12 protein-coding genes are annotated in these 13,169 nt (G+C 36.5%); 8 read left to right on the top strand and 4 right to left on the bottom strand.

Going from position 1 to position 13,169, the window contains the following annotated elements:
• The first annotated feature begins 32 nt into the window (after positions 1 to 32).
• The 4 genes from HZY91_RS06465 to HZY91_RS06450 are packed head-to-tail and all read left to right on the top strand — an operon-like array spanning position 33 to position 4,190.
• Complete coding sequence (locus HZY91_RS06465; RefSeq protein WP_197115456.1) at positions 33 to 1,895, top strand: polysaccharide biosynthesis protein; 1,863 nt, start codon at positions 33 to 35, stop codon at positions 1,893 to 1,895.
• An 11-nt stretch (positions 1,896 to 1,906) separates the two neighbouring features.
• Positions 1,907 to 2,653, top strand: coding sequence for a YveK family protein (locus HZY91_RS06460; RefSeq protein ID WP_197115455.1), 747 nt, complete (start codon positions 1,907 to 1,909; stop codon positions 2,651 to 2,653).
• 2 nt (positions 2,654 to 2,655) lie between these two features.
• Positions 2,656 to 3,408 carry a CpsD/CapB family tyrosine-protein kinase gene (locus tag HZY91_RS06455; RefSeq protein ID WP_197115454.1) on the top strand — a complete coding sequence of 251 codons (753 nt, stop codon included), beginning with the start codon at positions 2,656 to 2,658 and terminating at the stop codon, positions 3,406 to 3,408.
• Positions 3,405 to 4,190, top strand: coding sequence for a tyrosine-protein phosphatase (locus tag HZY91_RS06450; RefSeq protein WP_197115453.1), 786 nt, complete (start codon positions 3,405 to 3,407; stop codon positions 4,188 to 4,190). The genes HZY91_RS06455 and HZY91_RS06450 overlap by 4 nt, the downstream gene beginning before the upstream one ends.
• A gap of 61 nt (positions 4,191 to 4,251) precedes the next feature.
• Here the strand turns inward: HZY91_RS06450 and HZY91_RS11205 are convergent, their stop codons facing one another.
• On the bottom strand, positions 4,252 to 4,947 hold the full coding sequence (locus tag HZY91_RS11205) for a TMEM164-related integral membrane acyltransferase (RefSeq protein WP_197115452.1): 696 nt from the start codon (positions 4,945 to 4,947) through the stop codon (positions 4,252 to 4,254).
• A gap of 64 nt (positions 4,948 to 5,011) precedes the next feature.
• Positions 5,012 to 5,890, bottom strand: coding sequence for a hypothetical protein (locus HZY91_RS06440; RefSeq protein ID WP_197115451.1), 879 nt, complete (start codon positions 5,888 to 5,890; stop codon positions 5,012 to 5,014).
• 279 nt (positions 5,891 to 6,169) lie between these two features.
• Between HZY91_RS06440 and HZY91_RS06435 the strand changes: the two genes are divergently transcribed.
• Both HZY91_RS06435 and HZY91_RS06430 read left to right on the top strand, forming a co-directional pair.
• Positions 6,170 to 8,017, top strand: coding sequence for a LysM peptidoglycan-binding domain-containing protein (locus tag HZY91_RS06435; RefSeq protein ID WP_197115450.1), 1,848 nt, complete (start codon positions 6,170 to 6,172; stop codon positions 8,015 to 8,017).
• Positions 8,018 to 8,204: 187 nt separating this feature from the next.
• On the top strand, positions 8,205 to 10,037 hold the full coding sequence (locus tag HZY91_RS06430; protein ID WP_235991613.1) for a LysM peptidoglycan-binding domain-containing protein: 1,833 nt from the start codon (positions 8,205 to 8,207) through the stop codon (positions 10,035 to 10,037).
• A 44-nt stretch (positions 10,038 to 10,081) separates the two neighbouring features.
• Here HZY91_RS06430 and HZY91_RS06425 read toward each other — a convergent pair whose 3' ends face one another.
• On the bottom strand, positions 10,082 to 11,350 hold the full coding sequence (locus HZY91_RS06425; RefSeq protein WP_197115449.1) for a BaiN/RdsA family NAD(P)/FAD-dependent oxidoreductase: 1,269 nt from the start codon (positions 11,348 to 11,350) through the stop codon (positions 10,082 to 10,084).
• Positions 11,340 to 11,900 carry a hypothetical protein gene (locus tag HZY91_RS06420; protein ID WP_197115448.1) on the bottom strand — a complete coding sequence of 187 codons (561 nt, stop codon included), beginning with the start codon at positions 11,898 to 11,900 and terminating at the stop codon, positions 11,340 to 11,342. The genes HZY91_RS06425 and HZY91_RS06420 overlap by 11 nt, the downstream gene beginning before the upstream one ends.
• Before the next feature lie 205 nt (positions 11,901 to 12,105).
• Between HZY91_RS06420 and rplM the strand changes: the two genes are divergently transcribed.
• Both rplM and rpsI read left to right on the top strand, forming a co-directional pair.
• Positions 12,106 to 12,549 (top strand): 50S ribosomal protein L13, encoded by a 444-nt coding sequence (rplM, locus tag HZY91_RS06415; protein WP_197115447.1) that lies wholly within the window; start codon positions 12,106 to 12,108, stop codon positions 12,547 to 12,549.
• 11 nt (positions 12,550 to 12,560) lie between these two features.
• Positions 12,561 to 12,953 (top strand): 30S ribosomal protein S9, encoded by a 393-nt coding sequence (gene rpsI / locus HZY91_RS06410; RefSeq protein WP_197115446.1) that lies wholly within the window; start codon positions 12,561 to 12,563, stop codon positions 12,951 to 12,953.
• Positions 12,954 to 13,169 lie beyond the last annotated feature (216 nt).

Here is a 13,169-nt window from a genome sequence, read left to right as displayed (position 1 = left end):
ACTAAATTGATGTTAGGAGGGAGTTAAAGTAAATGACACAGACAAGTTTAACCAGTAAAGTGGTAGAAGTAGTAGATAAAATGTCATTTTTTCAAAAAAGAACAGTTTGGTTAGTGAGTGATTTTTTAGCGTTTATCTTGGCTTCTATTGCAACAAGGGCCATTTTTTATGGGCTGTTTCAAGAAGGATTATCGCTATATCTATTACATATTTTATTAGGTTTTATTTTTTATAATCTCATCTCTTCACTACTGAACCTTCGAACAAGGATTAATCGTTATGCCCTCATGAGTGATATATCGCTTTTATTCGTTATTGTAATTATTGCGAATATTTTAAGTGGTACGATTTGTAGCTTTATAATTGAACAGTTTCCCATTCGTTATGCTGTGGTTATGAGTGGCTTGTCCGCGATTTTAGTGGTAGGACTACGATTGATTTGGCAGACTATTTATTTTAAAAGGTTTGGGAATCGCTATGTTAATGAAAATAGTGAGATAGAAAATATTGTTTTAATTGGTGCTGGAGATGGCGGTTCACTGTATATGAGTTCTCAGCGTAGACATCTAGGCAAGGAAAATGTCGTAGCAATCTTTGACGAAGATGCGTCTAAAGTAGGATTAAATCTTGGTGGGGTCAAAGTCGTCGGGGGATTAGAAAAATTACCAGAAGTTACCGAAGAATTTGGAGTAAGCAAGGCTGTTATCGCGATACCTTCTTTAAAACCTGAAAAATATGAAGAGATTCTTCAAAAATGTAATGAATTAGATATTAAAGTTTACAATATGCCGCCGGTGGAAGAGGTTTTGCTTGGTATTCATAACGATAATAATCAAGTAAGAGAAATTAATATTGCAGATCTTTTAGGACGCAAAGAGATTGAGTTGAATGAGGAACGATTACGAAATGAGATAGAAGGTAAGAAAATATTGATAACCGGAGCCGGTGGTTCGATTGGTTCGGAAATTGTGCGTCAAATTTCAAAATTTAACCCTGCCAAATTGTTACTTTTAGGACATGGAGAAAATTCAATTTATCTAATCTATCACGAGGTCAACATTGGAAATCGGATGACGCAATATGTTCCGATTATTGCTGATATTCAAGACTATGATCGAATTTATAAAATTTTTAAAAAAGAAAAACCGGATATTGTATATCATGCTGCAGCTCATAAGCATGTGCCTTTGATGGAATCAAATCCAGTGGAGGCATATAAAAACAATATTATTGGGACTTATAATGTAGCCAAAGCAGTGGATAAAGCTGGAGTGCCTAAAATGGTCATGATTTCCACAGATAAGGCAGTGAAACCACCTAACATTATGGGGGCTACGAAACGAGTAGCAGAGTTGATTATCACTGGGATGAATGAGAAATCTAATTCTACTTATTGCGCCGTAAGATTCGGGAATGTTTTAGGAAGTAGAGGAAGTGTGGTACCGGCTTTTAAAAAGCAAATCTTAGCTGGTGGACCAGTACAAGTTACAGATTTTAGAATGATTCGATATTTTATGACAATTCCTGAGGCAAGTAGGTTAGTAGTATATGCTGGAGCTTTTGCCGAAGGAGGAGAGGTGTTTATTCTTGACATGGGAGAACCGGTTAAGATATTAGATTTAGCTAAAAAAATGATTTTGTTGATGGGATATACGGTTAGTGAGATTGGTATTGAAGAAGTGGGAATTCGCCCAGGAGAAAAGCTTTATGAAGAATTGTTGACCAACTCCGAATTAGTTGAAAATCAACTAAATGATCAAATATTTATTGGTCGTGTGGCTTCCATTCCGTTGGAAGAAACGTTACAATTTGTAGAGAGTCTGAAAAAGTATATAGAACAGCCTCGTGAATTAAAAGAAAAAATAATTACATTTGCCAATGAAAGTGCAGAATAGTGGAGGGTAATATGCATCAAGAAGAAATCAGTATAGCAGATTTGTGGAAACTATTTTTAAAGCATGCCTTTAGAATCTTTACAGTAGTGTTGTTATGTATGATATTAGCAATATCATTTATGATCTTTTTTGTACATCCTAAGTACGAGTCTACAGCACAACTTTTAGTCAACCAACCAGAAACGAATTTAAAAGAAGCTCCCATTCAATATAGCGAGTTACAAGCAAGTTCACAATTAATCAATACCTATCGGGATATTATTACTGGAGATTCTGTTTTATCTCAAGTAAGTCAAGAAATGAATAATGATTATTCAATTGGACAATTACAGGGGGCAATTGCTGTGGAGCAATCGCCTAATTCACAGGCTTTTAACATCACAGTTCAGTTGGATTCACCAAAAGGAGCACAAGAAGTTTTATATAAAGTGGTTTCTATTTTTGAAGAAACAGTCCGAGATGTTTACGGAGCGAAGGAAACAAATATTTTTATTTTATCTCCTGCTTCCTATAATCCGAATCGAGTTTCACCAAGCCTACCTATTTATGCTATTATAGGTGCGATGATTGGGTTAGGTGTGAGTATATTATTAGTATTAATTAGTGAAATTTCGGATACTACTGTAAAAGATGATGAGTTTATGACGAGCTTAGGATTGAACAATTTAGGGAAAGTTTATGAATTATCTTCTAAAGACTTAAAACAGTCGCGTATGTCTACTGTTAAAATGAATAAACGTAATAGAAAGACGGTGTAAGTATGTTTGATAAACGTAAGAAAAGAGAGCAAAAATTATTGCGAGAACAAGAACGTGGGACTACTCTTATAACCTATACTGCACCTCAATCTATTAGTGCAGAACAGTTTAGAGCAATTCGAACAAACGTAGAATTCGCTCAGGTAGATAGCAATTTAAGTAGTATTTTAGTTTCCTCGTGTATTCCTGCTGAAGGGAAATCAACAGTATCCTCAAACCTGGCAATTGTGATGGCTCAGACAGAAAAGAGAGTTTTAATTGTGGATGCTGATATGCGTAAGCCGACTTTACATAAGACTTTTCATACGGACAACACAGTGGGCTTATCAACTTTAATTTCGAATCAAGATATGAAATTTAATCAGATTGTACAGTATAATAAGGAAATTGGCTTATATATTTTGCCTTGTGGCCCAATACCGCCTAATCCGTCAGAGCTATTAGGCTCAGCTCGGATGGCGGCTATCATGCAAGAAATGTCTCAGTATTTTGATTTGATTATTTATGATGCTCCGCCTGTTACAGCTGTGGCAGATCCGCAGATTCTGGCAGCTAAAGTGGATGGCGTACTTTTGGTTTCACGATACGGATATGTTAAAAAAGAAGAAGTTCGTCAAGCTAAGGAGATTCTAGAGAATGTTAATGCTAAAATTCTAGGATATGTTATGAACGGTGTTCCACATGAAGAAAATTCTGGTTATTATGCTTACTATGGTTATGGCCATGGCGCTCAGAAAGAGTCGAAGAAAAAGTGATTATAGATTTACATGCGCATTTAATCCCTGGCGTTGATGATGGAGCACAGACGCTCGAGGATTCAATTGAATTAGCAAGGATAGGGCAGGCAGAGGGTGTGAAGCATATTGTATTGACCCCTCATCATCGCAATGGTCAATATATAAATCCTAAACAGGATGTTTTAGCTTTTGCTGAAGCTTTAAGTGACACTTATGCTCAAGCTGGATTAGAACTTGAAGTATATCCTTCTCAAGAGATTAGGTTGACGGAAAAATTTATGGAAGATTATTACAATCAAGATCTGTTATCTTTGGATGAAATTGGGCGATATTATCTGATCGAATTTCCTACTAAAACCGTCCCCTCATTTGCTAAAGAGATTTTAGGACATTTAATTGAATTAGGGATTACCCCTTTAATCGCTCATCCAGAGAGAAATCATGCTCTAGCCTCTGATTATGATTTACTCTATGAGTTAGTGGCGATGGGTTGTTTAGGACAAATTACTTCTTCTAGCTATGTAGGCTTGTATGGAGAGCAATTACAATATCATGCCCGAAATATGATTGAAAGAAATTTAGCACATATTATAGCCTCTGATGTTCATCATATTGATTATCGTCCTTTTAATATGAAAGCTGCATTTGAACAGTTAGAAAGAGATTTTGGGATAGAAAAAGTAGAGCGTTTCAAACAAAATGCTCGTGATATATTTAATGGTGATACGGTCCAAGTGTTACCCCCGATTGGAAAGATGCCAAAGAAAAAAAGAAAGAGACGTTTTTTTGGATTCTTTTAGAGAATGGTTATTTGATGAAGCGCCCCTTAAATCCGAATAGGATCTAAGGGGCGCTTCAATATTATGGAATCTCTTTTCTATGCTGAATAATATATACTAGAAAGAGATGGAAAAAGTAAAATAAACATAAGGTAGTTAAGGCTAATAAAACCATATAAGATTGAAGAGATAAGGATTGAAAGATACTTAAGGGTCTTTGATTTAAATAAAAATAATTTCCATTTGTTAGCTGGTTGATTAGGGGTAAACTAAGCAAGTAAAAAATAAAATAAAAATAACTTTTAACAAGAGCTTTAAGAGTAGGTCTCCATTTATAAGCGATAATTGCAAAGTATGGCAAAATAATAGTAATAACATGGTTTATTAAGAAAGATAAACCAAGAGCATGATAACCGGGATGAATTTTGGCAGGGGCCAAAAAACTTAAATAGGCAAAGGTGCTAAAATAAGCCATTATATGCTTGTTGAGGGTCAATAAATATAATATGCCTAACAAGCTAGAAATTCTGCTAATATGAAAAGGTAAGGCTTCTGAAACAGGAAAGTTTTCTTGATCAAGATACCAGAGGTAGAGAATTATTTGTTGAAATATAGATATTGTTAAAAGACTGTAACGATATTTGTTGGGCTTCTTGGCAATGGTTTTTTGATTTTTTATCAGCAAGAAAAAACAAAAAATAAAAAATATAAGATAAAACCAATGACTCCATGAAAACAATTGAATGTAAGGAATGTTATGTGACCAGAACCAATCCATGGTTTTTGCTCCTTTTTACTATATCTTATTAATTATTTTACTAGAAGGTTAACTCTTTAATCATTTAGGATTGAGCATCTTCTAGAATTGAATTTTCATATTGTTCGACAGCTAAATAAGTTTTGGCACCTGGAACATTATTCTGGATTAATTTATCTAAGAAATAGTGATTATGATAGGCATAAGAATGATAGATAGAGATAAACAACTGATAATCGAGATAGTCTTGAATAATGGAAGGATCGATTAGGATATTGTTCTTTCCAAGATAAGTAGCTAAACAATTATGTTTATTTTGTTTAAGAATTAGTTGGAAATATCCAGCTAAAGACGGATTAGGATAACTTTTTAGGTAATGAATGGTGAGCCATGCTTGAGTGATATAAGAACAAAAGTAAAGTCTAAATTGTAATTCAGGTGTGTGGGGAGCCATTAAAAGGAACTCAAAGTAAGGGCTAGGTTTGAGATGAAAGACAGCATATCCCTGATTCTGAGAAATGGTAGGGATCATTCTAAATTCATTACAATATGAAAAGTTTAGCCATATAACAGAGTTAAAATCGGTATTTAAAGGAAGAAGAACATGTTGATATCGTACGTAAGGATATAGAACATGGTGAGTATGGAAATAAAAATTAATGTATTGATTCCAATGCTCAAAGTCGCCATTTATACTTGTGCAATATTGGCTAAGATACTGATTAGGTTTATAAGTAGTCGTCCAACCTCTTGCCTCGCTATCGATGATGATTGTTTTTTCTTTTTTGTTTAAAAAGCTGATGTCACTTATCAAAATTGGATTTAAAGAGCGATTTGATGTCAGAGGTTTTGAATGGTAGAAGAGATGAGTAAGGACAGTTTGAAGTCTTTTGGTAAAAAGTGGTAAACTGATAGGGGTTGTTAAAGAGTAGTCTATTGGAGAGGGTAAATTTGACATTGACATTGACAGATGCACCTTTCTAACATTAATATAATTCTAAAATATCATAGGATAAATCGTTATTCAAGCTCGTTTATCTTGTATTTTATATATTGTAAATTTAATGTTTTTTACTTTCATGAAAACCCCTTCATTTTAAAGGGTTTATTTGTAAATGACAAAACGACACGAAAATGTAATTTGATTGTAATATACAAAAAGGTCTATCATTTTGTGAACATGATAAACTAGAGAAAGAAAATGTTCGTTACCTTGATCATACATATTAAAGGAGACTATTGAATGTTAAATAAAAAAGTACTTTTTGTTTCATCCGTAGTATTATCATCTATCGCAGTATATACATCAAATACTATAAGTATATCTGCTCAAGCAGCTGATATTCATGTGATTAGTCAAGGAGATCAATTAGAAACGATTGCAAACCAGTACGGTGTTACGATTGATGAATTAATGAGTTGGAATGAACTTTCAGGAATAGAAGAATTATCTGCCGGAGAGACTCTATTCGTTACAGATCCCTTAGCTGAAGAGGTGCTTCAAGAAGAAGAGAACATATTAGAATCAACAGAGTCTTCAGAAGAATTAATAAATGGGGAGGTGAGTACAGAAGAATCTTCGTTAAACACAGAAGTAGAAACAGAAGTATTGGAAACACATGAAACGATAACAATAACCCAAAATATTTTTACTTCTGAGATGAACAGTCATTATGTTGTTAAACACGGGGATTCATTGTGGGCCATTGCGAATGCAAATGGCATAACTGTCGCCCAATTAAAAGAGTGGAACGGATTAAGTTCCAATTATATTTATACAGGGGATCGTTTGGTTGTAAGTAATCCCAACGTAACAGCGCCCGAAACACCGCAACCTGATGAGCCAACACCTCCCGAAGAAGAACCTGAAAATCCAGCTCCTACCAATTATTATACAGTCAAGCAGGGGGATTCATTGTGGGCCATTGCGAATGCGAATGGCATAACTGTCGCCCAATTAAAAGAGTGGAACGGATTAAGTTCCAATTATATTTATACAGGAGATCGTTTGGTTGTAAGTAATCCCAACGTAACAGTGCCCGAAACACCGCAACCTGATGAGCCAACACCTCCCGAAGAAGAACCTGAAAATCCAGCTCCTACCAATTATTATACAGTCAAGCACGGAGATTCATTGTGGGCCATTGCGAATGCGAATGGCATAACTGTCGCCCAATTAAAAGAGTGGAACGGATTAAGTTCCAATTATATTTATACAGGAGATCGTTTGGTTGTAAGTAATCCTAACGTAACAGTGCCCGAAACACCGCAACCTGATGAGCCAACACCTCCCGAAGAAGAACCTGAAAATCCAGCTCCTACCAATTATTATACAGTCAAGCACGGAGATTCATTGTGGGCCATTGCGAATGCGAATGGCATAACTGTCGCCCAATTAAAAGAGTGGAACGGATTAAGTTCAAATTATATTTATTCTGGAGATCAGCTAATTGTTTCTAAAACGACCAATACTCCAACTGATCCCATTCCGGTGACAAGTCGATCAGTGTATATTGATGCGGGGCATGGTGGGAGCGAGACTGGCGCTTCCTTTTATGGAGTCCATGAGAAAAACTTAAATTTAAAGATTGCTACGCAAGTTGCAGATAAATTACGAGCTCAGGGTTATTCTGTTTTTGAAACACGTCGTGATGATCGAACTGTTGACCTGCACCAACGTGATGATCTGCCTAATGAATTGAAGACGGATATTTTTGTGTCAATTCACCATAATGCAATGCCGGCTCATCTGCAAGGGAGTGCTAGAGGTATTCTGACGTTATACCATGATCGCTCGATTGATGAACCTGGTTATAACACCCTTCCTCATCATACAGATCAAATGCTAGCTGAAGGAAAGCGCCTTGCTCAATTACTTCAGCAAGGCATGGTAGAGTCTTCGGGAGGGATTGATCTTGGGGCTCGTCCACAAAACCTCCATGTGACAAGAACCACGGATATGCCAGCAGCTTTGGTAGAATTAGGTTTTATGGATAACTGGTCAGATTTTAAGAATATTACGGATTCAGTTTATCAAGCAAAAATGGTTGATGGTTTAGTTCGAGGGATTAATCGTTACTTTGGAGTTTAAAATTGTAGTTATTAATTTTATTTTTGGGACTCATGGAGTCCCTTTTTATATAGAGCAGGAGTCTCATATTTTGTAACATTTTTATGAAGTTTAACTGACAAAATGGTTAAAAACTTTGTAGATTAATAGTAACGTGTTATACTGGTCATGATTCTATAACCCTTAGAGTAAAGGAGATGGGGACATAATGAAATACATGTCAAAAAATATTTTATTACGATCAGTAATTGCTCTTTCATCTATGAGCTTATTGACTTTTAGTGTGCAACATGTTGTCAATGCACAAACAACATATACTGTGCAAAAAGGGGATAACTTATATCGTATTGCGCAAACATATGGTTTAACGGAAGAAGAACTAATGACTATCAATGGTTTGACTTCAACATTTATTGATGTAGGGGATCAGTTAATTGTGGAGGGAACCCCGAATGCGTCTGCACCTGAAGCGGGGGGAGATCAAACAGAGAACGGCAGCGTTTATAAGGTTAAACCTGGAGATACCTTGTCAAGTATCGCGAATACGCACGGGATTACGGTATCTGAACTAAAGGCTCTGAATGGTCTAAGTTCAGACTATTTAGATGTGGGAGATGAGCTAATTGTAGCAGGCACTGGTCAAGCTCCCGTTGTTGATAATGGGAATAATTCAGGGCTTCCAGATGGAACTTATATTGTTAATCCTGGTGATAGTTTATACACTATTGCAAGCAGTTATGGAGTAACTGTAGAACAATTACTAGCTTGGAATGGTTTGGTCACAGATCTTATTTATCCAGGTGATAAAATTTCTGTTTTGGGCAGTGGACAAGGTCCTGTTCAACAGCCTTCAGTTCCTGCTCCAGGAACAGGGGTTACAGCGGACGGTGATCACTCTCATGTTGTACAACCTGGTGAAAATTTATATGATCTTGGGCGTGCGTATGGAATGACAGAAGAACAAGTCATGGCTTACAATGGGCTATCTTCTAATTTGATTTATCCAGGGGATGTCATTTATTTTCCAAGTTCTTCATCCGAAGTTGTAACAGAACCATCTGCTCAAGCGCCAAGTTCCAATGAAGAAACGAATAATGTCAGCCCAGTTACGTCTTCTGAGGGGCCGGGAGAGACTCCAAATGCAGCAGGAGCAGATAAGGAAGATGAGTCAGAGTCAAAAGTTAGACGTCCTCAATCTTCGAAGAAAGAAAAAGAAAAACTAACTGATCCAGAAACTAAGGCTGTTTCACCTGATCAAATAGAGATACAGACTCACGAGGTTCAAGAAGGAGAAAAATTGGCGGATATTGCTAAGCAATATGATATTTCGGGGACAGATATTCGAAAATGGAATGGATTGTTAAATGATGAAATAGCAGCAGGAGATGTGTTATATGTTTCGGATCCAAGTCAAGTTGTTACGAAGTTTAATCAAGAACGTCCTTTAAAAGATACTTATCCTATTCGCTATAGTTTTACTCGTACTGACAAAATGAAAGATCTTGAAAAATTATTTAATACCTCTGAAAAGCAAATTCGTGAGTGGAGTGATATTGCTGAAGATGCTGAAATAGAAACAGGTCAAGAGCTGACTGTTTCACATCCTGATAAGAAACCAGGGATTCATGAAGTTACAGAAGAAGATAGTATTGCTTCAATTGCTAAGAAATACAAAGTATCGGTAGAAGCTATCCGAAAATGGAATGGGTTATTAGATAACTTACTTTATATTGGAGAAGAAATTGCCGTCGCGAATCCGTGGTCAACTTATCATCAAGTAGAACCAGGCGAAACACTAGAGGTCTTAGCAGATAAATATAGTGTATCGATTGAGGAATTGCGTCAATGGAATAATTTACCGGAAGAATCAATGATTGTGAATGGTGTTCTAATTGTTTCTGACCCTAAAGCTTTTGAAGACGAAAATGAAACTGCAGAATCGGAAGAAAGTAAAGAAAATTCTACGAGTGATGAAACCACAGCTGAAGACGAGACTAATAATGAAGAATCAACCGTTGAACAGTCTGAAACTTCAGAGTAATTAATAGACAATAAAAAGCAAGGCACAAAAGTGCCCTGCTTTTTTTAATTTATCTGACTGTTCCAAGCAGCATGCATACCAGCGACAGCTCCAGTCGAAAAGGCAGCTGTGATATTATATCCTCCGGTATAGCCGTTGATATCAAGGATTTCGCCACAGAAAAATAATCCCTTTATTTTTTTGGATTCCATAGACTGCGGGGTGATTTCTTTGAGGCAAACTCCTCCGCCTGTTACAAAGCCTTTAGCAATCGGTTGGGTTCCATAAGCAGTAATTGGAAAAGCTTCAAGTAACTGAAATAGTTTTTCAATTTGTTTATGGTCTAGTTGTTTGTAACTCAGTTTGTTAGAGCAATTAAGTAGATTTAAGAGTAATTGGATTAATTTATCTGGTAACCATTGCTTTAAAATATTTGAGAGTTGTTTATCTCGATTTTGTTCAGCATAATCGAGAACGGCTTGTTTTGAGTAATCAGCTATGAGATTAATAGATAAACGAGCAAAAGGAGCTTTTGTTTCTTTTAGCAATAGGTTAACGTGACCTGAGCAACGTAAAATAGCAGGACCACTATAGCCAAAGTGAGTAAAGATCATGTCCATTTGATGGGTGACTATTTCTTTTCCTTGATCATTCCACAAAGTAATAGCAACATTACGTAAAGAAATTCCTTGTAAGCTTTTATTGCTAATAAAGGAATCATTAGATAAAAGTGGAACTTCTGTAGCGTAGAAGTCGGTTAAATGATGTCCGGCTTGTTTTGCCCATTGATATCCATCTCCCGATGAACCGGTTCGAGGATATGCTTGCCCTCCAGCTGCAACTATTACGCTGCGACAGCTATGGTATTCCCTTGATTGGTCATGAACACCCTTGACGCTTTGATTAGATAAATCATATTCAATGTGATTTACTGGATTATTGAGACTGACCGTCACGTTTAATTTTTTTAATTCATTAATTAAACAGTCTCTAATGGTCCGAGCTGAATTTGAAATAGGAAACATACGTCCATGGTCTTCTTCTTTGAGTGCGATACCTCTTTGAATAAAAAAATCCATAATGTCCGATTGATCGAATTGGTCGAGGCTAGAATATAAAAACTTGCCATTTCCGGGAATATGTTCAATCAGGTCTTCTCGACTTGAGTTATTGGTGACATTACATCGGCCTCCGCCAGTTAAGATGAGTTTGCGACCTAATTGTTTGTTCTTATCGATTAACATGGTATGAGCGCCTTGTTGAGCAGCTTGAATAGCTGCCATCATACCACTTGTTCCGCCACCTATCACGATTACATCATAATCATATTTCATGGGACACCTCATTTATTTTTAGATGATTCGGGAATACTAACTTATGTTTATTGATTGAATGAGCTAGCAAATGAGCAAGATAAAAGTCAATAATTCCATGGATAAGAGTGCCAAGTCCAACCAATAAAACAACAGTATAAAAATAGTGAAGGTCGAATTGTAGGCTTGTAATTGCAGTGACCACGATTACTTCTGCAACTGCATGAAATAAATTAATTATAATATTAAAGACGTTGAAATTTACTGTGCTGATTGAGATCAGTTTATTGGCTCCATAGTATGCAAAGAGTAAGTGTGATGCCGCTCTTAGGACAATAACGATTGGAAATCCAGCGAGAAAGAAACCTAAGGCAGTTCCGATCGCAACAATACTTGCAACCATGGGAGAGATAAACATCGCTAACATGATTGGGACATGGCTGGCCAAGGTATAAGAAGCGGGGCCAATTATTATTTTGATGGGCATTAGCAGGGGAATTAATATACCAATTGCCGTTAATAAAGCAGCTTGAGTAATGACAGAGCTTTTATTCCAAGTTTGATGTGGCATTTTGATCTCCTTAAATCATAATAGTTATTTTTACTATACTATAAGTGACTCATAAATAAAATTCAATCCAGTAAAATGTAGATTGGTCATTGACTTTGCTTAATATTCGCGTTATGATGATTAACGGTATTGTTTACCCCACTGATGAGCCCCGGAAACTCATAGTAACCGTAAACAACTAGATATAATAATGGAGGAAAACAACGTGCGTCAAACATATATGGCTAAAAAGAACGAAGTTGAACGCAACTGGGTATTATTAGATGCCACAGATGTTCCTTTAGGACGTCTTTCAACAGTTGTAGCATCTATCTTACGTGGAAAAAATAAACCAACTTACACTCCTCATGTTGATACTGGGGATTTCGTTATCGTAATCAATGCTGACAAAGTTGCGCTGACTGGACATAAAGCAACAGATAAGAAATATTACAATTATTCAGGACATCCAGGTGGAATGCGAGTAACAACTGCTGGCGCTATGCGTGAGAAAACACCAGGTCGTTTAATTGAAAGATCTGTTAAAGGCATGTTACCTGATAACCGTTTAGGTCGTAAACAATTTAGTAAGCTTTTTGTTTATGCTGGATCAGAACATAATCATGCAGCACAACAACCCGAAACTCTAGACATCAATACATTAATTTAAGGAGGGATTAAATGGCTACAGTACAATACTTAGGAACAGGTCGTCGTAAAAACTCATCAGCTCGTGTACGTTTAGTACCAGGAACTGGTGAATTTACTGTAAATGGTAAACCATTAGATGAATATATTCCTTTTCCTCACTTGCATGAAGTGATCAAACAACCATTCAACGCGACTGAGACTTTAGGATCTTACGATGTGATTGTGAATGTACAAGGCGGTGGCTTCTCTGGCCAATCAGGTGCTATTCGTCATGGAATTGCACGCGCATTGCTAAATGTGGATCCTGATTTCCGTTCAGCATTAAAGACTGCTGGATTGCTAACTCGTGACCCTCGTATGGTGGAACGTAAAAAAGCTGGACTTAAGAAAGCTCGTAAAGCTTCACAATTCTCAAAACGTTAATTGCTGGAGTCGTTGCGAATTTATTCGCTTACGGATACAGTATGGAACGAAGATTCTATTAAGAATCGAGTACCATTCATTGCGAAATACAACGTTTCAAAGCGCTTTCCAAAATTGGAGAGTGCTTTTTTGTTGTCGTGACTAACTTTATTATTCAGAATTTGGTTATGAAAGGGACGATATATAATAGAGATCTTGCTTACTAAGAATCACTTA

This window comes from Facklamia lactis, from assembly GCF_015863205.1.
Lineage (GTDB): Bacteria > Bacillota > Bacilli > Lactobacillales > Aerococcaceae > Facklamia > Facklamia lactis.
The sequence above is the reverse complement of the archived record's forward strand: the minus strand, read 5'-3'. Positions and strand labels throughout refer to the sequence as shown.